The 25,811-nt window shown below is 69.4% G+C and carries 24 protein-coding genes and 1 pseudogene; 12 read left to right on the top strand and 13 right to left on the bottom strand.

Annotated elements, in window-relative coordinates:
- Positions 1–175: 175 nt before the first annotated feature.
- The 5 genes from OG381_RS24705 to aspS all read right to left on the bottom strand — a co-directional run bounded on the left by OG381_RS24705 (position 176) and on the right by aspS (position 6,225).
- Positions 176–751 (bottom strand): hypothetical protein, encoded by a 576-nt coding sequence (locus OG381_RS24705; RefSeq protein WP_327718237.1) that lies wholly within the window; start codon positions 749–751, stop codon positions 176–178.
- A gap of 156 nt (positions 752–907) precedes the next feature.
- The gene (locus tag OG381_RS24700; protein WP_327718236.1) at positions 908–1,825 is read right to left on the bottom strand and encodes an intradiol ring-cleavage dioxygenase; all 918 of its coding nucleotides are present in this window, start codon (positions 1,823–1,825) and stop codon (positions 908–910) included.
- 177 nt (positions 1,826–2,002) lie between these two features.
- Positions 2,003–3,229 (bottom strand): RNA-guided endonuclease InsQ/TnpB family protein, encoded by a 1,227-nt coding sequence (locus tag OG381_RS24695; protein ID WP_327718235.1) that lies wholly within the window; start codon positions 3,227–3,229, stop codon positions 2,003–2,005.
- A 150-nt stretch (positions 3,230–3,379) separates the two neighbouring features.
- Positions 3,380–4,327: an intradiol ring-cleavage dioxygenase gene (locus OG381_RS24690; RefSeq protein ID WP_327718234.1), complete on the bottom strand. Its 948-nt coding sequence runs from the start codon at positions 4,325–4,327 to the stop codon at positions 3,380–3,382.
- Positions 4,328–4,461: 134 nt separating this feature from the next.
- Positions 4,462–6,225 (bottom strand): aspartate--tRNA ligase, encoded by a 1,764-nt coding sequence (aspS, locus tag OG381_RS24685; RefSeq protein ID WP_307028310.1) that lies wholly within the window; start codon positions 6,223–6,225, stop codon positions 4,462–4,464.
- A gap of 184 nt (positions 6,226–6,409) precedes the next feature.
- Here aspS and OG381_RS24680 point away from each other — a divergent pair, with 184 nt between their 5' ends.
- The 3 genes and pseudogenes from OG381_RS24680 to OG381_RS24670 all read left to right on the top strand — a co-directional run bounded on the left by OG381_RS24680 (position 6,410) and on the right by OG381_RS24670 (position 9,281).
- The gene (locus OG381_RS24680; RefSeq protein ID WP_327718233.1) at positions 6,410–8,542 is read left to right on the top strand and encodes an ATP-binding SpoIIE family protein phosphatase; all 2,133 of its coding nucleotides are present in this window, start codon (positions 6,410–6,412) and stop codon (positions 8,540–8,542) included.
- Positions 8,543–8,611: 69 nt separating this feature from the next.
- Positions 8,612–8,785 (top strand): annotated as a pseudogene (locus tag OG381_RS24675) (BRO-N domain-containing protein); the annotation flags it as partial.
- A 259-nt stretch (positions 8,786–9,044) separates the two neighbouring features.
- Positions 9,045–9,281, top strand: coding sequence for a hypothetical protein (locus OG381_RS24670; protein WP_327718232.1), 237 nt, complete (start codon positions 9,045–9,047; stop codon positions 9,279–9,281).
- A 90-nt stretch (positions 9,282–9,371) separates the two neighbouring features.
- On the opposite strand, the gene OG381_RS24665 is transcribed toward OG381_RS24670, so the two are convergent.
- The 3 genes from OG381_RS24665 to OG381_RS24655 form a co-directional block, all read right to left on the bottom strand.
- The gene (locus OG381_RS24665) at positions 9,372–10,343 is read right to left on the bottom strand and encodes a pirin family protein (RefSeq protein WP_327718230.1); all 972 of its coding nucleotides are present in this window, start codon (positions 10,341–10,343) and stop codon (positions 9,372–9,374) included.
- Positions 10,344–10,434: 91 nt separating this feature from the next.
- A complete protein-coding gene (locus OG381_RS24660) occupies positions 10,435–11,274 on the bottom strand; it encodes a hypothetical protein (RefSeq protein WP_327718229.1) in 840 nt (279 codons plus the stop codon).
- Positions 11,275–11,342: 68 nt separating this feature from the next.
- Positions 11,343–11,807 (bottom strand): SseB family protein, encoded by a 465-nt coding sequence (locus tag OG381_RS24655; protein WP_059194285.1) that lies wholly within the window; start codon positions 11,805–11,807, stop codon positions 11,343–11,345.
- Between the two features lie 166 nt (positions 11,808–11,973).
- Between OG381_RS24655 and OG381_RS24650 the strand changes: the two genes are divergently transcribed.
- From OG381_RS24650 to OG381_RS24635, 4 genes are all read left to right on the top strand, one after another.
- On the top strand, positions 11,974–12,822 hold the full coding sequence (locus tag OG381_RS24650; RefSeq protein ID WP_327718228.1) for an intradiol ring-cleavage dioxygenase: 849 nt from the start codon (positions 11,974–11,976) through the stop codon (positions 12,820–12,822).
- Positions 12,823–12,955: 133 nt separating this feature from the next.
- Complete coding sequence (locus OG381_RS24645) at positions 12,956–14,782, top strand: acyl-CoA dehydrogenase (protein ID WP_327718226.1); 1,827 nt, start codon at positions 12,956–12,958, stop codon at positions 14,780–14,782.
- 77 nt (positions 14,783–14,859) lie between these two features.
- A complete protein-coding gene (locus OG381_RS24640; RefSeq protein WP_327718225.1) occupies positions 14,860–16,155 on the top strand; it encodes a M18 family aminopeptidase in 1,296 nt (431 codons plus the stop codon).
- A 78-nt stretch (positions 16,156–16,233) separates the two neighbouring features.
- Entirely contained in the window at positions 16,234–16,470 is a 237-nt protein-coding gene (locus tag OG381_RS24635; RefSeq protein WP_327718224.1) for a DUF6458 family protein, read from the top strand.
- Here the strand turns inward: OG381_RS24635 and OG381_RS24630 are convergent.
- The 3 genes from OG381_RS24630 to OG381_RS24620 all read right to left on the bottom strand — a co-directional run bounded on the left by OG381_RS24630 (position 16,458) and on the right by OG381_RS24620 (position 20,046).
- A complete protein-coding gene (locus OG381_RS24630) occupies positions 16,458–18,275 on the bottom strand; it encodes an NHL domain-containing thioredoxin family protein (RefSeq protein ID WP_327718223.1) in 1,818 nt (605 codons plus the stop codon). The genes OG381_RS24635 and OG381_RS24630 overlap by 13 nt on opposite strands.
- A 27-nt stretch (positions 18,276–18,302) precedes the next feature.
- Positions 18,303–19,559, bottom strand: coding sequence for a recombinase family protein (locus OG381_RS24625; protein ID WP_327718222.1), 1,257 nt, complete (start codon positions 19,557–19,559; stop codon positions 18,303–18,305).
- A 76-nt stretch (positions 19,560–19,635) separates the two neighbouring features.
- Entirely contained in the window at positions 19,636–20,046 is a 411-nt protein-coding gene (locus OG381_RS24620) for a cupin domain-containing protein (protein ID WP_327718221.1), read from the bottom strand.
- Between the two features lie 53 nt (positions 20,047–20,099).
- Here OG381_RS24620 and OG381_RS24615 point away from each other — a divergent pair, with 53 nt between their 5' ends.
- Entirely contained in the window at positions 20,100–21,113 is a 1,014-nt protein-coding gene (locus tag OG381_RS24615) for a helix-turn-helix domain-containing protein (RefSeq protein ID WP_327718220.1), read from the top strand.
- 99 nt (positions 21,114–21,212) lie between these two features.
- Positions 21,213–21,707: an LURP-one-related/scramblase family protein gene (locus OG381_RS24610; protein WP_327718219.1), complete on the top strand. Its 495-nt coding sequence runs from the start codon at positions 21,213–21,215 to the stop codon at positions 21,705–21,707.
- A 16-nt stretch (positions 21,708–21,723) separates the two neighbouring features.
- On the opposite strand, the gene OG381_RS24605 is transcribed toward OG381_RS24610, so the two are convergent.
- Positions 21,724–22,518 carry a carbon-nitrogen family hydrolase gene (locus OG381_RS24605; protein ID WP_327718218.1) on the bottom strand — a complete coding sequence of 265 codons (795 nt, stop codon included), beginning with the start codon at positions 22,516–22,518 and terminating at the stop codon, positions 21,724–21,726.
- A gap of 180 nt (positions 22,519–22,698) precedes the next feature.
- Here OG381_RS24605 and OG381_RS24600 point away from each other — a divergent pair, with 180 nt between their 5' ends.
- Positions 22,699–23,523, top strand: coding sequence for a maleylpyruvate isomerase family mycothiol-dependent enzyme (locus OG381_RS24600; RefSeq protein ID WP_327718216.1), 825 nt, complete (start codon positions 22,699–22,701; stop codon positions 23,521–23,523).
- Positions 23,524–23,634: 111 nt separating this feature from the next.
- Here OG381_RS24600 and OG381_RS24595 read toward each other — a convergent pair whose 3' ends face one another.
- Positions 23,635–24,612, bottom strand: a complete 978-nt coding sequence (locus OG381_RS24595) for a BRO-N domain-containing protein (protein ID WP_327718215.1) — start codon at positions 24,610–24,612, stop codon at positions 23,635–23,637.
- 209 nt (positions 24,613–24,821) lie between these two features.
- On the opposite strand from OG381_RS24595, the gene OG381_RS24590 reads away from it, so the two are divergent.
- Both OG381_RS24590 and OG381_RS24585 read left to right on the top strand, forming a co-directional pair.
- Positions 24,822–25,316 carry a hypothetical protein gene (locus tag OG381_RS24590; RefSeq protein ID WP_327718213.1) on the top strand — a complete coding sequence of 165 codons (495 nt, stop codon included), beginning with the start codon at positions 24,822–24,824 and terminating at the stop codon, positions 25,314–25,316.
- Complete coding sequence (locus OG381_RS24585) at positions 25,313–25,771, top strand: GNAT family N-acetyltransferase (RefSeq protein ID WP_327718212.1); 459 nt, start codon at positions 25,313–25,315, stop codon at positions 25,769–25,771. The genes OG381_RS24590 and OG381_RS24585 overlap by 4 nt, the downstream gene beginning before the upstream one ends.
- The last annotated feature ends 40 nt before the right edge of the window (positions 25,772–25,811 follow it).

Here is a 25,811-nt window from a genome sequence, read left to right as displayed (position 1 = left end):
TCCGAAGCCTCCTTCGGGGGCGTCGCCCGCCGGGTACATCCCGCCGGTCTCCCCGTGTCCTCGGTGTTGTCGGACTTCAGTCCGTCGCCCCGGGCGCTCACAAGGGCCGGGCCGTCGGGGTCCCGTGGCGACAAGTTCCGCTGCCGCACGAGGAGTTCCTGGGTGGTCCGGCCGCTCAGGCCACCGCCAGTGCCGGGTTCCACCAGGGCGCGCTGTACCAGCCCGCCGGCACCCGGCGTCCGGCGACGACGCCGCCCGCGTAGTAGTACGGGGTCACCCCGTCCCGCCAACGGTTGGAGACCGTGTACGTGCGGTCCGCCACGATGACCCGGCCGTCGCGGGCGGTGACCGCGCCCGTGCCCAGACCCGGCAGGACGGGCCCGGGGTCCAGGCGGAGCGCGGTGCGGGCGGCGCGGACGTAGTGGAGGCCCTCGACGGCGGCCGCCGTGGCCGCGTCGTACCGCCCGGCGGCGAGTTCCCCCTTCGCGGCGCGGTACCGCCCGGTCGCGTCCGCGAGGGCCTGCACGGCCGCCTTGTCACCCGCCGCGTCGATCCCCGCCGGACCGGCCCCGAGCCGCTCGACCCACCGCTCGGCCTCGACACGGGCACCGGCCCCGGGGCCGAGGTCGGGGACAGCGGGCGGCGCGGCCACCGGCACGACAGGTTCCGCCCGGCCGCCCTGCCTCCGCTGTGCGGCGACCGCGACGGCCGCTGCGACGATCAGCAACAGTGCGAGTACGACGTATCCCATCGCTTCCTCCAGCGCTTGCGGTCTCCCCATGAGACCCCGGGCCGCTGTGCGCCGGCGCCGAGCCGTCTGTACGGCCCCTGTGAGGACGCCATGGCGGCTCACGGCGAAGGGCGCCCGGGACCTGACCGTCCCGGGCGCCCTTGCGTGGATCGGTGATTACAGCGAGGTGCCCTCGTTCGTCGCGTCGGGGTCGACGCCCATCGTGAGGGAGCCGACGACGCCCTTGGCGATGTTCTTCTTGTCGTACTTCAGCTTGAGCAGGCCGCCCGCGGTGCCGCTCTGGTCGTAGATGGAGTCCTCGTCGAGCGTGGTGCGCTCGGTCGTCGAGGTCGAGTACGGCTCCACCTCGGCGGAGGCGAGCACGGACTCCTCGTCGAAGAAGAACTGGCCGGTGTGGCAGGTGGTGCCGCCCTCGTACCCGGCGTCCGTCCACTCGCCGCCCACGTGCACCTTGGTGTGGATGTGGACGGTACGGCCCCGATACCAGCCCGGGAAGACGGTCTTGAAGGTGACCTTGCCGTTCTTGTCCGTCCGCCATGTGCCGCGCAGATAGCGCTCGTCGTCCGTCGGCTCCTCGTGGACCCCGCCACCGGTGCCGCCGGACGGCGCGCCCGACGGCGGCTCACCGGTCGGCGTGCCGGAGGGGGCGCCCGTGGGAGCGGTGCCGCCACCGCCGGTCGACAGGCTCTCGTAACCCGAGTAGATGCCCAGGGCGTCGCAGTGCCAGATGTCCACGGCGGCGTTGCGGATCGGCTTGCAGGTCTCCGAGTCGATCACCTTGAGGTCGAGGACGAGCGGGATGCCCTCCTTGTCCTCGGTGATGTCGCGGCGGAGCTTGTCGGCGTCGATGTAGTACGGACCCTCGGTGGTCTCCGAGGTGAGCTTGTAGCAGACCTCGGCGGAGGAGGTGCCGCTCGCGGAAGCGGTGCTCGTCGTCTCGTCGGCGAAGGCACCCGAGGCGAGGGTGGCGCCCGCGCCCACGGCCACGGCGGCACCCGCGCCCGCCACGACGACCTTGCGACGCGTCAGGTCCCGCTTGTGCTTCGGCTCGTTGTTCTGCTGGTTTCCCGTCATGGGCACCGAACTTAGGTAAGAAGACTGGGAGAGCCACGGGAATAGGCTGTGATCTTTTCATAGAATAGAGATAGCTAAGCCTTGCCTTAATTTCAGCTCACCCGCTACTTGCCCGCCGTCAACAGCAGAGCCACCGCAGGGCGTAGAACATCGTGACGTTTTGACATCCTCCCGCTCTTAGAAGAGGGGGATTACAACCCAGGCAGGTCGAGGTTCACGGGCGCTCGAACAGCTCTTTCCGGCACCGGCTGAGCGCCGGGGGCGGGGGATCCCGCCCTGTCCTGCCGCGACGTTGATGCTGGCGTTTTCATGGCTCTTACGCGACTTCTTCTCGATCCACCCGCAGGCACTGCACCGCAGGGACGTAAAAGGTGCTGGCACGTCCTCGACCCGGCCGGGGGCCTTCTGCCCGGTGCGCTGCCGCAGCAAGCCCCACCCTTGCGCGAGAATCGCCCGGTTCAGCCCGGCCTTCTGCGCCACGCTCTTACCAGGCTGCTCGACGGTCCCTTTCGCCGAGCGGGTCATGCTCTTGATGTTCAGTTTCTCAAACCGCACCAGACTGCAGGTCCTGGCGAGCATGGTGGACGTCTTCTCGCACCAGTCCTTGCGACGGTTCGTCTCCCGCGCCTTCAACCTGGCGACCTTGGCATGCCCGGCGGTCTTGGCCTCGGTCCCCTTCGGGGCACGGGCGGTCCGCCGTTGGTGCTTGCGGATCTGTGCGTGCTCCTTGACCGTAAGCTGCGGGCAGTTCAGCTTCCGGCCGTCGGACAGAGCGGCTGTGACGGTCACACCCCGGTCGATGCCGATAACTTCGCCCGTCGCGGGCGCCCCGATCGGCTCGGGGATCACGGCGAACGCGATATGCCACTGGTTATTCTTGAACGTGACGCGGAACGTCTTCGCGGCGGGCCGCCCGGCACGGGTGAGACGGAAACGCACCCAGCCACAGCCGGGCACCTTCACCCGCGCCCACCGTCGGTTCAGTCGCTCGACGACCACCGAGCGGCCCATGACTTGCCTGCCCCTGGTATTCAGCCTCGGGCTGCCGTCCGGCTCGAACTCTGGGACACGGTCGGTACCGATGACACGAAAGCCCTCGTGCATGTGCTTCCTGCGCCAGGTCGGCTCACCAAACCCTGAGGTGAAGCGAGCCTGCCCGGCCTTGGCGAAGTCCCTCAGAGCCTGTTGCTGCACATCCGCATTCCCCGCTGCCAGCCATGCGTTCTCTCGCCGGGCCTCGGTCAGCTGACGGCACTGCTCGGCAAAACCGGGAGCCGACCTGCGGCCCGGCCGCCAGTGTGCATGTTGCTCCACCGCCAGGTTCCACACGTACCGGGCGTGCGCGCAGTGCAGCAGCATCAGCTGCTCCTGGGCGGGCGTCGGATACATCCGGAAACGGGACATGCCGCGAAACTAGCCACCCCGTTCCCCACCCGCGCACCTCTTCGACCAACATCACCCGCACGAGCGAACACTCGCCCCTCAGTCCAAAACGACCCTCCGCTCTCCCCGAAGGCGCGTCGGGGAAAGCGGATTCGCAGAATGCCGGACGGATCAGCTCACGGACGCGGACGGCGAGGCCGACTCGCTCGGCGCCGGGCCGCTGTCCTGCCCCTCGTTGGTCGCCTCCGGGTCCACGCCCACCGTGATCGACCCGCGGACGCCCTTGGCGATACCGTCCTTGCGGTAGCGCAGCTTCAGCAGACCGCCCGCCGCGCCGCTGCCGTCGTAGATGAAGTCCTCGTCGAGCGTGGTCCGCTCCGTCGTGTTGGAGGCGTACGGCTCCACGACCGCCGAGGCCAGGACCGACTCCTCGTCGAAGAAGAACTGGCCGGTGTGGCAGGTGTTGCCGCCCTCGTACCCGGCGTCCGTCCACTCACCGCCCACGTGCACCTTGGTGTGGATGTGGACGGTACGGCCCCGGTACCAGCCCGGGAAGACCGTCCTGAACGTGACGAACCCGTGCCGGTCCGTGCGCCAGGTGCCGCGCAGATAGCGGGTGTCGTCGGTGGGCTCCTGGTGCCCGCCGCCACCGCCCGGGGGAGGGCCGGTCGGGGCGCCGGTCGGGGTACCCGTGGGCGCACCCGTGGGAGCCGGCCCGCCGCCGCCCCCGTTGCCCATGTCCTCGTACCCCGAGTAGACGCCCACCGCGTCGCAGTGCCAGATGTCCACGGCCGCGTTCCGGACCGGCCGGCAGGTCTCGTTGTCGATCACCTTGATCGTGAGGACGAACGGGATACCCGGCCGGTCCTCGGTGACGTCCCGGCGGATCTTGTCCGCGTCGATGTAGTACGGGCCCTCGATGGTCTCCGAGGTCAGCACGTAGCACTCCTCGGCCGCCTGCGCCGGGGGCCGTCTCCGCTCCCCCGCACCGGCGTTCGCCGCGTACGCGCTGCCGCCCAGGCCCGCCGCCGCGATCGCTCCGGCGCCCACCGCGACGACCTTGCGGCGCGTCACATCCCGTACTTCCGCTGCTTCTTGAGGCTGGTGATTCGCTGTCATGCGGCTGGAAGCTAGGTAAGAAAGCTGTCAGCGAGCTGAGAAAACAGCCCCTTTCCGGCGCGCACGCAAAAGGGACTTGAAATCGTCCGTCGATTTCAAGTCCCTTTGCGATCAACCTAGTGACAAGGCTTGCCTTACTTCGGCTGCGGCTTGCGCACCGACAGGTGCAGCTCCTTCAGCCGCGCCTCCTCCAGCTCCGTCGGCGCACCCATCATCAGGTCCTGGGCGTTGCCGTTGAGCGGGAAGGCGATGGTCTCGCGGATGTTCGGCTCGTCGGCCAGCAGCATCACGATGCGGTCGACACCGGGCGCGATCCCGCCGTGCGGCGGGGCGCCGAAGCGGAACGCCCGCAGCATGCCGGCGAACTTCTCCTCCACCGTCTCGCGGTCGTAGCCCGCGATCTCGAACGCCTTCAGCATGATCTCGGGCTCGTGGTTCCGGATCGCGCCGGAGGACAGCTCGACACCGTTGCAGACGATGTCGTACTGCCAGCCGAGGATGTCCAGCGGGTCCTGGGTCTCCAGGGCCTCAAGACCGCCCTGCGGCATGGAGAACGGGTTGTGCGAGAAGTCGATCGCGCCGGTCTCCTCGTCCTTCTCGTACATCGGGAAGTCGACGATCCAGCAGAACCGGAAGACGTTCTCCTCGAAGTGCCCGGCACGCTTGGCGGCCTCGACCCGCACCGCGCCCATGATCTTCGAGACCTCGTCGAACTCGCCCGCGCCGAAGAACACGGCGTGCCCGGCGGCCAGCGACAGCCGCTTGGTCAGCTCGGCGACGTTCTCCTCGGTGAGGAACTTCGCGATCGGCCCGGACAGCGAACCGTCCTCGGCGACCCGCACCCAGGCCAGACCCTTCGCACCCTGCGAGACGGCGTAGTCGCCGAGCTGGTCGAAGAACTTCCGCGGCTGCGCGGAGACGTCCGGCACCGCCAGCGCCCGCACGTGCTTGCCGGCGAACGCCTTGAACTCCGAGCCCTCGAAGACATCGGTGATGTCGACGAGCTCCAGCTGGGCCCTCAGGTCCGGCTTGTCGGAGCCGTACTTCAGCATCGCCTCACGGAACGGGATCCGCGGGAACGGAGACGTGACGTGACGGCCGTTGCCGAACTCCTCGAACAGCTCGGTCATGAGCTTCTCGATCGGCTGGAAGACATCCTCCTGCTCGACGAAGCTCATCTCGACGTCGAGCTGGTAGAACTCGCCCGGCGAACGGTCCGCACGGGCGTCCTCGTCACGGAAACAGGGCGCGATCTGGAAGTACCGGTCGAAGCCCGAGATCATCAGCAGCTGCTTGAACTGCTGCGGCGCCTGGGGGAGGGCGTAGAACTTGCCCGGGTTCAGACGCGACGGCACGACGAAGTCACGCGCGCCCTCGGGAGAGGTGGCGGACAGGATCGGCGTGGCCATCTCGTTGAACCCGAGAGCCGTCATCTTGTGCCGAATAGCGCTGATCACCGACGTACGCAGCAGGATGTTCTTGTGCATCCGCTCGCGGCGCAGGTCCAGGAAGCGGTACTCCAGGCGCCGCTCCTCGTTGACCCCGTCCTCGGTGTTGATCGTGAAGGGCAGCGGGGCGGCCGCGCCGAGCAGCTCGACCTCGCCGACCTCGACCTCGATCTCGCCGGTGGGCAGGTCGGGGTTCACGTTGTCGGTTCCACGTGAAACAACCTTGCCGTCCACCCGGACCGTGGACTCCTTGGAGACCTTGTCCAGGGCCTCGTAGGCCGGGGTGCCGGGACGGGCGACGAGCTGCGTGATGCCGTAGTGGTCGCGCAGATCGATGAAGAGGATGCCGCCCAGGTCGCGCCGATTGTGCAGCCAGCCGCTCAGCCGGACGTCGGTACCGACGTCAGAGGCGCGGAGCTCGCCGCAGGTGTGGGACCTGTACCGATGCATCGTCGTTCATCGTCCTTACATCTTGGGCTGTGCCGAGGGTCACTCCCCGACAAGGAACGGGCCATGGTGCCCGGACCTCCCAAGGGTACCGGCCGCCCCAAGATCGGCTCCCCACCATTATTCGGGGGGCCGTGGGCCAGGCCATCGGTGGCAGCCCCCGATCACCTCTCCCTACAGTGGGGCAATGCGCACTGGTGAGCCCCTGCCCGCCGTGGGGGACGTCCTCGCCGCCCTCGCGACCGGCCTGTGGCACTGGGACACCGCAACGGGCCTGGTCACCGTGGACGCCGAGGCCGCACGGCTGCTCGGGCTGCCCGCCGAGCCGACCACCCTCACGGAGGTCCAGGCACGCGCGCGTATGCACGCCGTCGACTGGAACGAGATCACCGGCGTCATCCAGCTCGCCGTCGCCGAGGGCACCCTCGCCGAGGTCCGCATCCGGATCATGGACGAGCAGAACCGGGTCGTGCGGGTCGTCCGCAGCCGCTCGAATCCCTCCTACGACGCCGAGCGCCGCGCCTTCGTCCTGATCGGCACCCTGCAGGAGGTCACCGAGCCCTCGCCCGGCACCCCGGCCGGCCGCAGCGCGATCACCGGCGACTGGCGGCGCTCCAGGGAGGCGTTCCTGCTGGACGCGGGCCGCGCCCTGGCCGAGGCCCGCTCCACCGAGGAGGTCCTCCGGGTCGCCGCGGGCCTGTCGATGCCGGGCTTCTCCCCGGACGGCCTCGCGGTCTTCGGCGTCGAAGGCGACCGCCTGAAGATCATCGGCCACCACGGCCAGCAGCCCGGCGACGAGGGCCCCTTCTCCCACATGGCCCTGGAGACGGACTACCCCGCCGCCGAGGTGGTCCGCACCGGCCGCGCGGTCTACCTCTCCACCCCCGAGCAGTACCGCAACCGCTACCCGGTCACCTGGCCCCTCGCGGCCAACTTCGGCCGCCAGTCCTGGGCCTTCCTCCCCCTCACGGTCGCGGGCCGCACGATGGGCGCGTGGATGGCGGCCTTCGCCTACCCGGTCGCCTTCACCCCGGACGAGCGATCCGTGCTCACGACGGTCGCCCGGATGCTCGCCCAGGCACTGTCCCGCGCGGAGGCGGCCGAGTCGGCCAGAGAGCTCACCGACGGCCTCCAACGCTCCATGCTCCCCAAGCTGGGCCCCGAGATACCGGGCATGAGCGTGGCGGCCCGCTACGTCCCCACCGGCGGCGGCCTCCAGGTGGGCGGCGACTGGTACGACATGATCCCGCTGCCCGGGGAAGGACGCTTCGCCCTGGTCATAGGCGACGTGCAGGGCCACGACGTCCACGCGGCGGGCCTGATGGGCCAGCTGCGCATAGCCCTGCGGGCCTACGCCTCGGAGGGCCACCGTCCCGACGCGGTCCTGTCCCGCGCCTCCCGCTTCCTGCACGGCATGACCTACGACTCCCACGACCCCGCCGACCAGCGCTTCGCGACCTGCCTCTACGTCGAGGTCGACCCCGCCACCGGCCGCCTCGACATCGCCCGCGCCGGCCACCCCGACCCCGCGATCCGCATGGCGGACGGCACGGTCCTGGTCCGCCGCACGGACGGCGGCCTCCCCCTCGGCATCGACCCCGACGCCGACTACCCCACCACCCGCCTCACCCTCGAGCCCGGCGAGACGATGATGGTCTGCACCGACGGCCTGATCGAGACGGGCGGCCACGACCTGGAGTCGGGCTGGCAGCGGGTCCGCAGCATCCTGGAGGAACACAAGGGCGACCTGGAGGAACTGGCGGACGCCCTGGTCCAGGCAGTGCACGGCCCCTCCTCCCACCACACGACGGGCCCCCTGGCGGACCGCCGCGAGGACGACATAGCGGTCCTGCTGCTGTGCCGCGAGGGAGAGGGCTGCGGCTGCGGCGACACCGTCGTGGCGACGCCGCAGGTCCGCCGCACGATGCTGTCGGTCGCACAGGCGGAACCGGAACGCGTGGCGGTGGCCCGCCAGCAGCTGAGGGAACTCCTTCACGACTGGCCCTCGGAGGACCAGGTGGACTCGGCGGTACTGCTGCTGTCCGAGATGCTGACGAACGTCCTGGTCCACACCGACGCGGACGCGCTGCTCCTGGCGGAGGTACGCGGCGAACAGGGCGCCCGCCGTATGCACGTCAAGGTGACCGACACCAGCGACGCCCTCCCCCACGTCCGCCGCCCCGGCGAACTGGCCTCCTCCGGCCGCGGCCTCGTCCTCATCGAACTACTGGCCGACACCTGGGGCGTGGACCCCCAGGGCGAGGGCAAGAGCATCTGGTTCGAACTCTACGAGTCCGCGTCCGCGGAGACGACGGACTAACGCGGTCGGCAGAATCGGTACTTCTGTCCACCTTTCGCCGCGACAGGCGCACGGGTCCGAAGGCTAACCCTGCCGGACGGGACGTACTGGTTCCCGGCCGTCGATGTATGTCGGCACCTGGGCTACACACACGTCGGATCCGCACTGCGGAACGTCGCCGACACAGCCAACTTTTCCAGCGTAGAGAGTGTGCTTCAGAGGCACACTCTCAGCGTTCCCGCAGGTCGAGAGTGGCGGCGAGACATGAATCTCGTGAATCTCCAGGGCCTGATCCGCTTGGTCAACGGCTGCACGAAGGCGGAGTCCCAGCTCGGGAACCGGCCCCGGTGCAACCCCTCCCCACCGACTGCACCGCGTACTCCGTGCCCCAACAGCTCGCTGACGCCCTGGTCCGGCTCGAAGAGCGCAGCATCCAGACGAACGAGGCACTCCAGCAGATCAACAACAGCCAGAACACGATCGTCGAGGTACTCCGGGACATCGCCCAGACTCCGAGCAGCTCTTGTCCAACTGGAGGACCAGGAACCTGGTCGTCACCGAGGACATCCACACGGTGACCGCTCACCTGGCCCCCGCCCTCCTGCACGGCGGCGCCGACTACAGCGTGGAGGAGATCGCCGTGTGCACCGGGCTGTCGCCCTCCCGGGTCCAGAACAGCCTGGAGCTGCTGTCGGAGAACGGGTGCGTGCGGCAGGTGGGTCGCGCTCCGGACGGCGCGCCGTTCTACGTACTGCCGTGATCCGGTAGCGCCCACGTAGAGAAGGCCCGAAGCCGCACCTCGAACGTGCGGCTTCGGGCCTTCTCACAACCTACCGAGTCTCAGCCCGCTTTACAGGCCACCCTCCGACATCCCGTGCACGGCCGGGATCGTCCCCAGCCGCCCCTTCTGGAAGTCGTCGAACGCCTGCTGGAGTTCCTCACGGGTGTTCATGACGAACGGGCCGTAGTGGGCCATGGGCTCGCGGATCGGCTGGCCGCCCAGGAGTACGACCTCCATGTCCGGCGTGTGCGAGTCCTGCTTCTCGTCCGCGCGGACGGTCAGGGACCCACCGGCGCCGAAGACCGCGGTCTGGCCGAGGTGGATCGGACGCCGCTCGGCACCCACCGACCCCCGGCCGGCGAGGACGTACGCCAGTCCGTTGAAGTCCTCCCGCCACGGCAGCGTGAGCTCCGCACCCGGCGCCAGCGTCGCGTGGACCATCGTGATCGGGGTGTGAGTGATACCGGGACCGTCGTGGCCGTCCAGCTCACCGGCGATCACTCGAAGGAGTGCGCCACCGTCGGGGGTCGTCAGCAGCTGGACGTTGCCGCCACGGATGTCCTGGTAGCGCGGGGCCATCATCTTGTCCTTGGCAGGGAGGTTCACCCACAGCTGGAGGCCGTGGAAGAGACCGCCGGACATGACCAGGGACTCCGGCGGCGCCTCGATGTGGAGCAGGCCCGAACCGGCGGTCATCCACTGGGTGTCGCCGTTGGTGATGGTGCCGCCACCACCCTGGCTGTCCTGGTGGTCGAAGACGCCGTCGATGATGTAGGTGACGGTCTCGAAGCCACGGTGCGGGTGCCAAGGGGTGCCCTTCGGCTCCCCAGGCGCGTAATCAACCTCACCCATCTGATCCATCATGATGAACGGATCCAGCTGCCGGTAATGGATCCCGGCGAACGCACGGCGCACCGGAAAGCCCTCACCCTCGAAACCGCTCGGCGCGGTCGTGACGCCGAGCACGGGACGAGCCACGGCGTCGGCCGGGGCGGCCACGCGGGGGAGCGTCAGCGGGTTCTCCACGGTCACTGCGGGCATGTCGGTACCTCCTTGGTGCGTCCAGTTTAGTTGAGCATTGAACTTCCTGCCACCCCTAACCATGAGGTCCGCAGGCACATTCCCGCCGCCGTCAACGGAGCAGGGCCACCGCCCCGACGCCCATCGCCCACAGGCCCGCCGACACCGTGGCCGACCCGAGGACCAAGCGGAACAGACCGAGGGCGAGGTGCCCGGCGGTACGGTGCCCGACCTTGGTGGTGCCCTCCGGATCCTCGGGGTCGTACAGGATGTCGACCTCGTCCGCCCCGCCCTGCCGCCCGCTGCGCGTACGCGCGTTCCCCAGGGCGTCGACGTACGCGTACGTGTGATGCGTGACGGCGTCCTCGCCGGCCCCGACCTCGTACGACCCCTCGCGCCGCCCCTCCACCGTGATCCCCCGGCGGCGCAGCACGACAGCCTCCCGCACCGTGCGCACGGCGCCCGGCAGGACGGTGCTCCCGGCGCCCGTCAGCATCGGACCGGCCAGCCAGTAGACGACGGCCTGGTCCCCCGCACCGCGGTTCACCAGCACCACGGCGACCAGCACGTAAGTGAGGAGCAGCGCGCCGAGGATCGCGTATCCCAGGTGCGGGCCGGTCCGCTCGACCGGCTCCGCCGACACCTGCGGACGCGGTTCGTCGGCGTCGCGCACGGGCAGCGCCCGGCGTACCGCCTCGGCGAACGCCTGTACGGCCGGTGCACTGCGGGAGGTGAGGGAGTAGGAGCAGGTCACCGGGTCGGTGGGTGTCGTGGCCACGACGACCGTCAGGACCCGGCCTCCGGGGCCGGTCGTGTCGACGCGGGTGATCGCCGCGACGGGGATCCGGTGGCGTACGCCACCGGTCTCCAGCAGCACGACGCCCGCTCGGAGGCGGGCAACAGAACGCCGCCGGCCGTGCAGGACCAGCGGCGATGTGTCGATCTCGGTCACGCGGGCACAGTAGGCGAGCCGGGCGACCGGAAGGAGCGGTTCAGTCGGAGCGGTCGTGGATGCGGCACTCAGCCGTACATCCGGCGCATCGCGAATTCGACCATCTGCTCCACGGCCTTCGCGTCGAAGACCATCCGGTGTTCGCCCTCCATGTCGAGGACGAAGCCGTAGCCGGTGGGCAGCAGGTCGATCACCTCCGCCCCCGTGATCACGAAGTACTTGGACTCCTTGCCCGCGTACCGGCGCAGTTCCTTGAGCGAGGTGAACATCGGGATCACCGGCTGCTGGGTGTTGTGGAGGGCGAGGAATCCGGGGTTGTCGCCGCGTGGGCAGTACACCTTGGACGTGGCGAAGACCTGCTGGAAGTCCTCCGCGGCCAGCTGGCCCGTGGTGAAGGCCCGCACGGCGTCCGCGAGGGACGGCGGGGACGGCTCGGGATACAGCGGCGGCTGCTGGCCGTACCCGCCCGGCATCTGCTGCTGTGGCGTGGCGTACTGCTGCTGCGTACCCGCGCTTTGGTCGTAGCCGTACATGGGCGCAAGAGTACCGATCGGGGCAGGGCGGTGGGCGGCAACGGTGGCCGGCAGACCGACAGCGGCTTGACAGGCGGCGGCCGTGGTTTCCGGCGGCCGCCCCTCGTAGCGTCTGTAGTGCCGGGGGGAGCGGCACGGACAGCGGCCCACCACCAAGAGGACAGCCATGCGCGGACACCACGACGACGCAGCTCACGAGCACGACGGAGGACTCGCCCACGATCTTCCCGTCCTCGCCCGCCGGCGGATGATCCGGCTGATGGCGGGAGCGGGCCTGGTGCCGCTGGTCGGCTGTTCCGCCGACGACGACTCCACCGCGTCCGCCTCTTCCTCTTCGTCCTCTTCCTCGTCCTCCGCTACGGCCGGCTCGTCGTCCTCCTCGGAGTGCGCCACCATTCCCGAGGAGACCGCCGGGCCCTATCCCGGCGACGGATCGAACGGTGTGAACGTCCTCAGGGAGAGCGGTGTCGTCCGCAGCGACATCCGCACGAGCTTCGGCGACTCCGCGGGCGGCACCGCCGAGGGGGTGCCCCTGACGTTCACGCTGACGTTCGTGGACGCCGCCTCCGGCTGCGGGACCCCGAGAGTGGGCGCCGCGGTCTACGTCTGGCACTGCGACCGCGAGGGGAGCTACTCCCTGTACACCGAGGGCGTCACGGACGAGAACTATCTGCGGGGTGTGCAGGAGACCGACGACAAGGGGCAGGTCACCTTCACCAGCATCTTCCCGGGCTGTTACCCCGGCCGCTGGCCGCACGTCCACTTCGAGGTCTACGCCGATCTGGAGGACGCGACTGCGGCCACCTCCATCACCAACACCTCACAGCTCGCGTTCCCCAAGGACGTCTGCGACACGGTGTACGCGACGGACGGCTACAGCGAGAGTGTGTCCAACCTCGGTCGGCTCTCCCTCGATGCGGACATGGTTTTCCGTGATGGGTTCGACCAGCAGATGGCGGCCGTCACCGGAAGTGTCGACAGGGGTTACACCGCCACCCTCACGATTCCGGTGTGAACCGTCACAGATGACTGGATCAGGGTTGCGGTTTATTACCGGCGGGTAGCATCATCGTATCGAAGCTACTTGTTGGTACGTGAACTAGCGCGAGGATCCAGTCCCTCGCCCGTCTCTCTACGGAGCCGTCGCCATGGGGCACTACAAGTCGAATCTCCGCGACATCGAGTTCAACCTCTTCGAGGTCCTCGGACGCGACAAGCTGTACGGCACGGGTCCGTTCGAGGAGATGGACGTCGAGACCGCGAAGAGCATCCTCGACGAACTGACGCGCCTCTCGGAGAACGAGCTCGCGGAGTCGTTCGCGGACGCCGACCGCAACCCGCCGGTCTTCGACCCGGAGACCAACACCGCGCCGGTCCCGGCGTCCTTCAAGAAGAGCTACAAGGCCTTCATGGACTCCGAGTACTGGCGTCTGGGTCTCCCGGAGGCCATCGGCGGCACCACCGCCCCGCCGTCCCTGATCTGGTCGTACGCGGAGCTGATCCTGGGCGCGAACCCGGCCGTGTGGATGTACTCCTCCGGCCCGGCGTTCGCCGGGATCCTCTACGACGAGGGCAACGACGTACAGAAGAAGATCGCCCAGATCGCCGTGGAGAAGACCTGGGGTTCGACCATGGTGCTGACCGAGCCCGACGCGGGCTCCGACGTCGGCGCCGGCCGCACCAAGGCGGTCCAGCAGGAGGACGGCTCCTGGCACATCGAGGGCGTCAAGCGCTTCATCACGTCCGGTGAGCACGACATGGAGGAGAACATCCTCCACTACGTCCTCGCCCGCCCCGAGGGCCACGGCCCCGGCACCAAGGGCCTGTCCCTCTTCATGGTCCCGAAGTACCTCTTCGACTTCGAGACCGGCGAGCTGGGCGAGCGCAACGGCGTCTACGCCACCAACGTCGAGCACAAGATGGGCCTGAAGGCCTCCAACACCTGCGAGATGACCTTCGGCGACCAGCACCCCGCCAAGGGCTGGCTGATCGGCGACAAGCACGACGGCATCCGCCAGATGTTCCGCATCATCGAGTTCGCCCGCATGATGGTCGGCACGAAGGCGATCTCCACCCTGTCGACGGGCTACCTGAACGCGCTGGAGTACGCCAAGGAGCGCGTCCAGGGTTCCGACCTCGCCGCCTTCGGCGACAAGACCGCGCCCAAGGTCACCATCACCCACCACCCCGACGTACGCCGCTCGCTCATGACGCAGAAGGCGTACGCGGAGGGCATGCGCGCCCTCGTCCTCTACACCGCCTCCATCCAGGACGCGATCGCCGTCAAGGAGGCCGCGGGCGAGGACACCAAGGCCGAGCACGCGCTCAACGACCTGCTCCTGCCGATCGTGAAGGGCTACGGCTCCGAGAAGGGCTACGAGCAGCTCGCCCAGTCGCTCCAGACCTTCGGCGGCTCCGGGTTCCTCCAGGAGTACCCGATCGAGCAGTACATCCGCGACGCCAAGATCGACACCCTGTACGAGGGCACCACGGCCATCCAGGGCCAGGACTTCTTCTTCCGGAAGATCGTCCGCAACCAGGGCGCGGCCCTGAACGGTCTCGCCGAGGACATCAAGAAGTTCCTGGCGCTCGGCACGGGCGGCGAGGACCTCGCGGGCGCCCGCGAGCACCTGGCCAAGGCGGCCGTCGAGCTGGAGGCCATCGTCGGTCTGATGCTGACCGACCTCGCGGCCACCGAGCAGGACGTCAAGAACATCTACAAGGTGGGCCTGAACACCACCCGCCTGCTCATGGCCTCCGGCGACGTCGTCGTCGGCTACCTGCTCCTCAAGGGCGCCGCGGTCGCCGCCGAGAAGCTGGAGACGGCCTCCGCCAAGGACAAGGCGTTCTACACCGGCAAGATCGCGGCGGCGAAGTTCTTCGCGGCCAACGTCCTGCCCGGCGTCACCGGCGCCCGCAAGCTCGCCCAGGGCGTCGAGCTCGACCTGATGGAGCTGGACGAGGCCGCGTTCTAGGACACACCCGCACAGCTCTCCCGAGGGCCCGCTCCCATCATCGGAGCGGGCCTTCGTACGTCGTTAAGGTGAACCCCATGAGCGAACCCTCCCGCTTCGACCGCGGTCACACCGACGACCTCATGTCCTTCCTGGCTGCCTCCCCCTCGCCGTACCACGCCGTGGCGAACGCCGCCGAGCGACTGGAGAAGGCGGGCTTCAGGCAGGTCGCGGAGACGGACGCCTGGGACGGGACGACCGGCGGCAAGTACGTGCTGCGCGGTGGCGCGATCGTGGCCTGGTACGTCCCCGAGGGCGCCGAGCCGCACACGCCGTTCCGGATCGTCGGCTCGCACACCGACTCCCCCAACCTGCGGGTCAAGCCGCTGCCGGACGCCGGGGCGCACGGCTGGCGCCAGGTGGCCGTGGAGATCTACGGCGGACCGCTGCTGAACTCCTGGCTCGACCGCGACCTGGGCCTGGCCGGCCGGCTGACCCTGCGGGACGGCTCGACGCGGCTGGTCAATGTCGGCCGGCCGCTGCTGCGGGTCCCGCAGCTCGCCGTCCACCTGGACCGCTCGGTGTCGACAGAGGGCCTCAAGCTCGACAAGCAGCGGCATCTGCAGCCCATCTGGGGGCTCGGCGACGACGTCCGCGAGGGGGACCTCATCGGTTTCCTGGAGGAGGAGAGCGGGCTCCCGGCGGGCGAGGTGACCGGCTGGGACCTGATGGTGCACTCCGTGGAGCCCCCGGCCTACCTGGGCCGCGACAAGGAGCTGGTGGCCGGCCCGCGCATGGACAACCTGCTGTCCGTGCACGCCGAGGTCGCCGCGCTGAGCGCCGTCGCCACCGGCTCGGCGCTGTCCCACATCCCCGTACTCGCCGCCTTCGACCACGAGGAGAACGGCTCGCAGTCGGACACCGGCGCGGACGGGCCGCTGCTCGGCAGTGTGCTGGAGCGTTCGGTGTTCGCGCGCGGAGGGTCCTACGAGGACCGGGCGCGCGCCTTCGCCGGCACGGTCTGTCTGTCCTCCGACACGGGCCACGCGATCCACCCCAACTACGCGGAGCGCCACGACCCCACGCACCACCCGCGGGTCAACGGCGGCCCGATCCTCAAGGTCAACGTCAACAACCGCTACGCCACGGACGGTTCGGGCCGCGCGGTCTTCGCCGCCGCCTGCGAGAAGGCCGGCGTCCCCTTCCAGTCCTTCGTCTCCAACAACTCCATGCCCTGCGGCACCACGATCGGCCCCATCACGGCGGCCCGGCACGGCATCAAGACCGTCGACATCGGCGTCGCCATCCTGTCGATGCACAGCGCCCGCGAGCTGTGCGGCACGGACGACCCGCACCTGCTGGCGAACGCGCTGGTGGGGTTCCTGGAGGGATAGCGAGACACAGCGAGGGATAGCCCCCGCGAGGCCGGGTACCCGCCTGCAACCGGAACCACCGGACAGGGAGGCGACACTATGGGCCTCGGCGGATGCATCATCCTCATCGCCGCGGGAGCCATTCTCACGTTCGCGACCGACTGGGATATGCAGGGAGTCAATCTCGACCTGGTCGGCGTCATCTTCATGATCGTCGGCCTGATCGGCGTCAGCACGTTCAGCAGCATCGCCCGGCGCAGGCGGGTGGTCGTACCGCCGCCCACGACGACCGTGGTCGAGGACGACCACCGGCGCGGGGGCGGCTACGGCGCCTGATCGTCCATACCGGCCAGCACGAGGGGCAGCCGGTCCGTACCGCCCTCGGTGAGACGGACCGGCACACCCCAGTCCTGCTGGTGGACATGGCAGGCGGGGTATTCGTTGCGAGGGTCGTCGTCGCAGGAGGCGGCCATCGCGGAGACATGCAGCACCCCTTCGGCGACCGCCGGATCGAGGTGCAGGGTGCGGGAGAGCTCGGTGCCCGCGCCCTCGCCCTCGACGAGCAGTCCGGGCGGGGTGGCGGAGATCAGCAGCCGGGTCGAGGGACCGTAGCGGGTGTCGAGCTTCTGACCCGCCGGGGCCTGGAAGACCACGTCCAACCGCAGCCTGCCCGGGGCGACTTCGGTGGCGGCGCGCGGGGTGCGATGGGCGACCGACGCCACGCGTACGGCCTCCTCCGGGAGCCGCAGCCGGGTGAGCCTGTGCCGGGCCGACTCGACGACCACGAGGTCGCCTCCGACGAGAACGGCGCCGCTGGGCTCGCGCAGATCCGTGGCCAGGGTGGTGACCTCGCCTGTCGCCGGGTCGTAGCGGCGCAGGGCGTGGTTGTACGTGTCGCTGACCGCGACCGAGCCGTCGGGCAGCGCGGTGACCCCCAGCGGGTGCTGGAGCAGGGCCTGTTCGGCGGCGCCGTCGCGGTGTCCGAAGTCGAAGAGCCCGGTGCCGACGGCGGTGTGGACGGTGCCGTCGGGGTCCAGCCAGCGCAGGGCGGACGTCTCGGAGTCGGCGACCCAGAGCCGCTCGGGGGTGGCCGCGAGCCCGGAGGGCTGGGCGAACCACGCCTCGGCGGCGGGGCCGTCGACCAGGCCTTCGTTGGTGGTGCCGGCCGCGACCGCGACCGTTTCGTCGGCCGGGTCGTACGTCCACAGCTGGTGGATGCCGGCCATGGCGATCCACACCTTGCCCTGCCACCAGGCAACGTCCCAGGGTGAGGAGAGGTTGACCTCGCGCCCCGGTCCCGAGGTGTCGTCGCCCCGCATCCACTGATGGCCAGTGCCGGCGAGGGTGGTGGTGCGGCCCGACTCCGGGTCGTAGCGGCGCAGGGTGTGGTTCACGGTGTCGGCGACGACCACGGAGCCGTCGGGCAGCAGCGCCAGCCCCTGCGGCTCGTTGAACCGCGAGCGGACCCACGTACTGTCCGTCATCCCCCGGTTCTCGCCCTGGCCGATCCGCCGCACCACGGTCTCCGCGTCGGGCGCCAGCTCCACCAGCTGATGCCGGGTGGTGTCACTGACCAGGAAGTTCCCCGAGGGCAGCAGCACCGCCTTCCCCGGGAACCGCAGCACGGTCGCCTCCGGCTCCGGCGCCACATAGGGTCCGTCCCCCCGCCGCAGCGTGCCCTTCGCCCCGTGCTCGGTCTCCAGCTCCCTCACGAGCCGCTCGATGGCGTGCACATGCCCCTCACCGGCATGCTGCGCGACGACGTACCCCTCCGGATCGACCACGACGAGCGTCGGCCAGGCACGCACCGCGTACTGCTTCCACGTGGCCAGCTCCGGGTCGTCGAGCACGGGATGCTCCACCCCGTACCGCTCGACGGCATCCACGACCGCCGCGTGCTCGGCCTCGTGCACGAACTTCGGCGAGTGCACGCCGATGACGACGACGGTGTCGGGGTGCCGGTGCTCCAGCTCGCGGAGCTCGTCGATGACGTGCAGGCAGTTCACGCAACAAAATGTCCAAAAATCGACAATTACGATGCGCCCCCGAAGCTCCGCAAGACTGAGCTCCTTGTCACCGGCGTTGATCCAGCCGCCCTTGCCGATCAGTTCGGGGGCGCGGACACGTACGCGCTTTGTCATGGCGGAAGCCAACCACACGACTCGCGGTCATTCCGCGGGACGTTCCTCCACCCACACGATCCGCAGCCGCTTCGCGGCGTCGAATCGCCGCCCCTGTCCGTCGGCCTTGGTGACCCAGACACACACGACGGCCACTGACAGCAGCTCCCTTCGTTGCCGTGTCTCGCAGCGCTCCCACATGGTCACCTTGGCGGGGTTCCTGGCCAGGAAGGCTGACACCACGGCGTCCTCGACTCTCACCGCCATGGCTCGCGCGCCCGGGCACACGTGCCCCAGCCGCACACCCTGGCAGACGTAGGAGTTGCCGTTCCTGCTCATGCGCGTCCCGCAGCCGTCGACGGCACAGCGCAGAAGTCCGGTCAGCAAGTGAGCCGCGCTCCGAACCGGCTGTCTCACTCCTCCGCCCCGCATTCGAGTTCTGGATTCGAGTTGGGCGATGATCCGCCGCCGCTCCTCCACGGTGACGATGCCTTCGCCCACCACGACGGGCTGTCCTGTTTCCGGGTCCCTGTAGGGCAGCACCACGCCGGTGTATCTGCGGCAGCCGCGCTGCTCGTCCCATACGGTTTCGGTCTCCGGGAGGAGCCCCGCGAACGCCGGGGCCTTCAACAGTTGGGACAGCGAACCCACTTGCCACAGGCCCCCTCTCGGCGAAGGGATCTCGTACTCGTTGAGCATGCGGGCGATCCTCACCAGAGGCCTCCCCGTGAGGGCCTCGTCGGCAATGAGGCGCGCGTACACGGATGTCTCCGGGTCCGGCAGGAGCCGACCGGACTCGGAGGCCACGCGGAGTCCGTACGGTGGTTGCCCTCCGATCCACTTGCCACGCCCCCGCAGGTACTGCTTCGCATGACGGATGCGTTGGCCCTGGACTTCCTCCTCCTCACGTGCCCATTCCGACAAGGACGCCATGACGATCCGGTCTGCCCGACTGCTCGAGTCCAGCCCATCCATGACGGAGATCAGCCGTCCGCCTGCACACTCGAACTCGTCCAGAAGGGGACCGACCTCGGCCATTCCTTTGCGACTGAGCCTGTCGAGTCTCCAGACGATGAGTGTCCGGACGGCCCCGGACACAACCGCTGACCGGGCCGCTTTGAACCCCTCCCGCGCAACGTCCTTGTATCCGGACCGTCCACGGTCAACGTGCACCTCACGGACAGTCAGCCCGTTGTGCTCCGCCCAGTCCCGGCATTCTGCTTCCTGCCGCTCGATCGCGGTCTTTCCCTCTCGATCCAGCGACAGCCGGAGATAGAGACCGGCGCAGGCATGGCTCTGCTGCAAGTCCCCTCCCAGAGTTGATCACTCTGTCAACGAACAGGGGAGTCGAAGGTAATGAAATCCCACCGCCGTCCTGCGCCTACGCCTGGCGCAGCTCATGTCCCGTGGTCGCATCCACATGCTCCGGTACGTCCTCGTGGCGATCGCCGACCGTGAGGGTGCCGGTGGGTTCGAGGAGGAGGATCGACGACGGGACGGGGGCGTACGGCTTGTGTTCCGTGCCGTGGGGGACGGTGAAGACCGAGCCCTTGGGGAGGACGACGGTGCGTTCGCCGGCCGGATCGCGCAGGGCGATGTGGAGTTCGCCGTCGAGGACGAGGAAGAACTCGTCGGTGTGGTCGTGGGTGTGCCAGAGGTGTTCGCCCTCGACCTTGGCGACGCGTACGTCGTAGTCGTTGACGGTGGTGACGATGCGGGGGCTCCACCGGTCCGTGAAGGACGCGAGGGCCTTTTCCAGGGAGATCGGCTCGGGGGAGACGGGTTCGCTCATGTCCGTCATCGTCGGCCGTGGCCCGGCACGCGCGCGAGTGCTAGGAATCGCACATGCCGCAAGGATCCTCTCAAGCGAACGGGCGTCCGCACCGAGTCGCGGTCATCGTCGACGAGGGCACCAACCCCTTCGAGGTCGGCGTCGCCACCGAGCTGTTCGGGCTGCCGCGGCCCGAACTGGGGCTGCCGGGGCCGCTGTACGAGGTGACGCTGTGCGCGCCCACGCCCGGGGTGCGGATGAACCACGGGTTCTTCACGCTGAGCGGGGTGCCCGGGCTCGACGCCGTGGACGAGGCCGACACCCTGGTCGTGCCGGGGCGCCCGGACAACGTCGTACCGCGCGGGGCCGCCGTACTCGACGCCATTCGCCGCACGCACGCGCGGGGCGCCCGCGTCATGAGCCTGTGCACCGGCAGCTTCGCGCTCGCCGAGGCGGGGCTGCTGGACGGCCGACGGGCCACCACCCACTGGCTGTGGGCGGATGCGTTCCGCGAGCTGCATCCAAAGGTCCTCCTGGAGCCCGACGTCCTCTTCGTCGACGAGGGCGACCTCCTCACCGCCGCCGGCAGTGCCGCCGCGCTCGACCTCGGGCTGCACATCTGGCGGCGCGACCACGGTGCCGAGGTAGCCAACGCCGTGTCCCGGCGGCTGGTGTTCGCCGCCCACCGGGACGGCGGGCAGCGGCAGTTCGTGGAGCGTCCGGTGCCCGAGGTGCCGGACGAGTCGCTGGCGCCCCTGCTGGCGTGGGCGCGGGAACGGCTGGGGGAGCCGCTGACGGTCGCGGAACTCGCCGCCCGCGCGGCCGTCTCCCCCGCCACCCTGCACCGCCGTTTCCGGGCCCAGCTCGGCACGACGCCGCTGGCCTGGCTGACGGGGGAGCGCGTGGCACTGGCCTGCCGACTGATCGAGCGGGGCGAGGAACGGCTGGACGTGGTGGCCGCCCGCAGCGGCCTGGGGACGGCCGCGAACCTCCGCGCGCGCGTGCGGCACGCGACCGGGCTCAGCCCGTCGGCGTACCGGAGGCGGTTCGGGACATCGGCGCCGGAGGTGCCGCGGCCTCGGACCTGAGCTGTCGCAGCTCGAACACCACACCGACCCCGGCGTGCCGACCATCCCTACGGCCTAGCGGTTGCGTCCCGCCGCGCGGGGCGGGGAAGCCGTAACGGCATGAGATTCCTCGTACGCGACCGGCTCCTCGGCTTCGGTGACGACTACTGGATCGAGGACGACCAGGGCAACAAGGTCTTCCTCGTCGACGGCAAGGCCATGCGGCTGCGGGACACCTTCGAGCTGAAGGACACCCGTGGGCGCGTACTGATCGACATCCGGCAGAAGATGCTCGCCCTGCGGGACACGATGCTCATCGAGCGGGACGGCGAACCGCTGGCCACCATCAGGCGCAAGCGGCTGTCCCTGCTGCGCAACCACTACCGGGTGTCCCTGGCGGACGGCAGCACCGAGCTCGACGTCAGCGGGAAGATCCTCGACCGGGAGTTCGCGGTCGAGTACGACGGTGAGCTGCTCGCCGTGGTCTCCCGGCGGTGGCTGCACGTGCGGGAGACCTACGGCGTCGACGTCGTACGGGAGGACACGGACCCGGCACTGCTGATCGCGGTGACGGTGTGCGTGATCCACCTCGCCGAGAAGGAGAGGGAGGACTAGGGCCCGCCGGACAGGCCTAGCGCCGGGGTGCGTCCAGTCCCAGCATCCGGTCCTTCAGCGCCGGGAACTGATCCCGTGTCACGGCGACCTTCGCGGGGTCGAACTGGACGGTGAGGACCTCCTCGCCGGCGCCGGCCTCGGCCAGCACCTCGCCCCACGGATCCACCACGATCGAGTGACCGGCCTGTGGAACTCCCGCATGCGTCCCGGCCGTTCCACAGGCAAGCACGAACGCCTGGTTCTCGACCGCCCGCGCCTGGGCCAGCAGCGTCCAGTGCGCCCGGCGGCGCTCCGGCCAGCCCGCGGGGACCACCAGGGTCTCGGCGCCGGCGTCGACGAGACCGCGGAACAGTTCGGGGAACCGGAGGTCGTAGCAGGTGGCCAAGCCGAGGGTGGTCTCGGGCAGACGGACCGTCACCAGGTCCCGGCCCGCGCCCATCAGCACGGCCTCGCCCTTGTCGAAGCCGAAGCGATGGATCTTGCGGTAGGCGGCGATCAGGTCGCCGGAGGGGGAGAAGACGAGAGAGGTGTTGTAGAGCGTGCCGTCGGCGGTGCGCTCCGGGATGGAGCCCGCGTGCAGCCAGACGCCCGCGTCGCTCGCGGCCTTCGCCATGGCCTCGTGCGTCGGCCCCTCCAGCGGCTCGGCCTCGTCGGCGAACCCCTCGTAGGCGAACGCGCCCGTGGTCCACAGCTCCGGCAGCACGACCAGATCGGCACCGGCCTGGTCCCGTACCAGCGAGGCCACCCGCCGTCGGCGCGATTCGACCGATTCGCCCTCACTTACGGCGATCTGAATCAACGAGGCGCGCACACTACCACCGTCCTGGCATTCGAGCCGTTCACACGGGCCTACGATCGTCACACGAAAGCACTGCCGGGGTGCCTCACAGCAGCGTAACTTAGCGTTCCAAGACACCCGCCGACAGCCACACTCCCACTGGCAACGACGCCATCACCAGCCCGTGCACCGACCGCCGAGGGGTCCCGTTCCGTGAGTCTGCATCCCACCCTCCAGCCCTACGCCGACGCCTGGACCCACTCCATCGACGCGATATCCGAGCTGGTGAACCCGCTCGTGGAGGGAGAGTGGAACCGGCGTACCCCGTGCCCCGGCTGGTCGGTGCGGGACATCGTGTCCCATGTCATCGGTCTGGACACCGAGATGCTGGGGGACCCGCGCCCCATCCACTCACTGCCTCGCGACCTCTACCACGTCACCAATGAGCACCAGCGGTACACGGAGATGCAGGTCGACGTCCGCCGTCACCACACCGCGCCGGAGATGACGTCCGAGCTGGAGTACGTGATCATCCGCCGCAACCGCCAGCTGCGCAACGAGTCGCGGGATCCGGGCACGAAGGTGCGCGGCCCCCTCGGCAGCGAACTGACGCTCGAAGAGTCCATGCGCAAGCACGCCTTCGACGTCTGGGTGCACGAGCAGGACCTCCGCACCGCCCTCGGCCGTCCCGGCAACCTGGACTCCCCCGGCGCGCACATCGCCCGTGACGTCCTGCTCGCCGAGCTGCCCGCCGTGGTCGCCGAGAAGGCCGACGCCCCTCGCAGCTCGGCGATCGTCCTCGACGTCCACGGCCCGATCGAGTTCCTGCGCACGATCCGCGTCGACATCCAGGGCCGCGGCACCCTCGAAACGGCCCCCGCCCTCGGCCCCGCCGCCACCCTCACCCTCGACTGGGAGACCTACGTCCGCCTGGCCTGCGGCCGGGTGACGGCGGACGCGGTACCGGACCGGGTCAAGGCGGAGGGCGACCCGGCCCTGACGGCGGCGATCCTGCGGAACTTCACGGTGACGCGGTAGTGGTGGCCACGCCGAGGCGCTCCGAAGCAGTAGATTGCCACCCGAAGGGACGGCCGCAACTTCGGACTGCGGCCGCCCCTTCGCCTATGAGCACCTACGAGCGAGGCTCGGTCAAGAACGCCTGAGCACGTAGATCGGCGTCCCGTCCTCGTCACCGCCCCGGGGGTGGATGCAGGCGTGCTTGCGCAGCAGGCGCAGGCATTCGTTGACGCGGTGGACGGACAAGCCGGTGCGAGCGGCGATCGAGTCGAGCGGCTGCCGCAGCTCGCCCTCTTCGACCAGCACGGGAGCGATCACCACCGCCACCGCCCAGACGTCCGCGGTCACGGAGAGCCGCTGCCGCCAGTCGGCCAGTACGGCTTCGGTGGTCGGGTGGGCGGAGAGGTCGGCGGTTGCCGGACGGTCGACGGTGAGGGCGTCGAGCCGGTTTGCGATCCGTTCCATGGCGTGGGCCATCGCCTGCTGGGCGGCCAGTGTTGCGCGTTGCAACCCCAGCATGTCTCGTTGCGTCGCCAGGATCTCCTTCTGCACCGCGAGTGATTCGTGTTGGGCAGCGGTGAGTTCTTCGTCGACCTGAAGGTTGTGCGCCTCCAGCCGGACGATGGCGTCCGCGACCTGCTCCGGCATCGCGTAGGCGATCGGCGCACCCGGCTCGGCGGACTGCACCTCGGCCTCTTCGAGGGTGTAGGAACCCTCTTGCTGGACGGTCACGATGACCTCCGTGGCCCACTCCTTGAAGGGGGCACAGGCCGGCTTGGTGCAGGCGTTGACGAGGAGGATGAGACCTCGGAGAGAGATGACATTCAGGTCTCGACGCCACTCTCTACCTGCGGGAACGCTGAGACCGTAAGCTCCAGTTACGGTCTCGAGAATCTCTCGATGGTCGTCGGGAACATGGTCTGCGAGTGCTTGCCGAGAGTTGGTGTGCCCCAACTCCTTACAGACATCCACCGCCGGAAACCAATGCGTCCCGTCCGGCATCGTCAGCCTCCGGACGCGGGCTCCGGTGGCCGCGTACACGAAGTCGCTGACGTCGATCGCGTCACGCTGCGTCCGAGGGTCGGGCTGATGCTTGCTGGGTTCGATCATATGAACCACCTCCGCTGCGGAACGTAGAGCGGAGCAAATCGAATTATCCAGCCTGCGCTGGGATGTTCGCGATTGCGAGGGAAAAAATCAGCGATTCCGCTACGGGGCGTGGCCGGGCGGTGTATGACGGAGTGGCTGAACGATTCACCTGGCCATGTGGCGTGACCGGGCATCATGGCGGTATGGCCGATCTTCGAACAGTCGCAACGGTGCCCGCAGCCATGGACGTGTCCGCGATGAAGAACCTCGCCGACACTCATCACGCCCGCGCCGTAAGGCCCTTGGGGACGCATGACGTCGCCGGCCACCTGGTGAAGGCGTACGGCATCGAAGCGCCCGGGCGGGAGGTCGAGGGGGCGGACGCGGCGTTGGCGATCGCCGAGGCGCACCTTGCCACCGCCGGGCTCCGAGGCTCCCTCGGGGTCGCCGTGCTGCTGGTGCATGCGGGAGGCGACGGCGACTACGTGCTCGTGCACACGTGGATCGAGGGGGACATGTCCGATCTCGCCGTCTTCGTCGGGCCCGTGGGTGAGCCGGAGGGTTTGCGGCCGGGTCGGCAGGGGCTGGCTCCCTGCGTGTGGGAGGCGGCCGTGTTCGCGTACGAGCGGGACGCCTGGGTGCGGCATGTGCTGGACGGGGACGGGGAGATCGGTGAACGGCTCGCCGCCTGGTCCGCGGATGTGCTGGAGGGGGAGGTCCGGTGAGCGGTGGTCCCGTGGTGCGGCGGGTGCGGCCCGAGGAGCTGGCGGACGTCGTCGCGCTGATCACCGAGCACGCCGTGTACGAGAAGGCCGAGCCGCCCGCCCCCGGGCTCGAGGAGCGGTTGCGGTCCCTGTTGTTCGGGAGCCCCGAACAGCGGCTGCGGTGTCTCGTCGCGGAGTGGGGCGGGACCGTCGTCGGGTATGCCACCTGTTCCACCGAGGTGTCCACCTGGGACGGCACCGAGTACCTCTACATGGACTGTCTGTTCCTGCGGGACGGGCACCGCGGGCTCGGCATCGGGGAGTCGCTCATGGCTGCCGTACGGGACGAGGCGCGGGCCCTCGGGCTCGGGCAGGTGCAGTGGCAGACGCCCGCGTGGAACGAGGGGGCCATTCGGTTCTACGACCGGATCGGCGCCGTCTCGAAGGAGAAGCTGCGGTTCTTTCTGCCCGTATGACGGCTTGAGAGGACGGCATGGGAAAGGGGCCCGCCGTGGC

This window comes from Streptomyces sp. NBC_00490, from assembly GCF_036013645.1.
Classification (GTDB): Bacteria; Actinomycetota; Actinomycetes; order Streptomycetales; family Streptomycetaceae; genus Streptomyces; species Streptomyces canus_F.
This window is presented reverse-complemented; position numbering and strand designations above follow the sequence as displayed.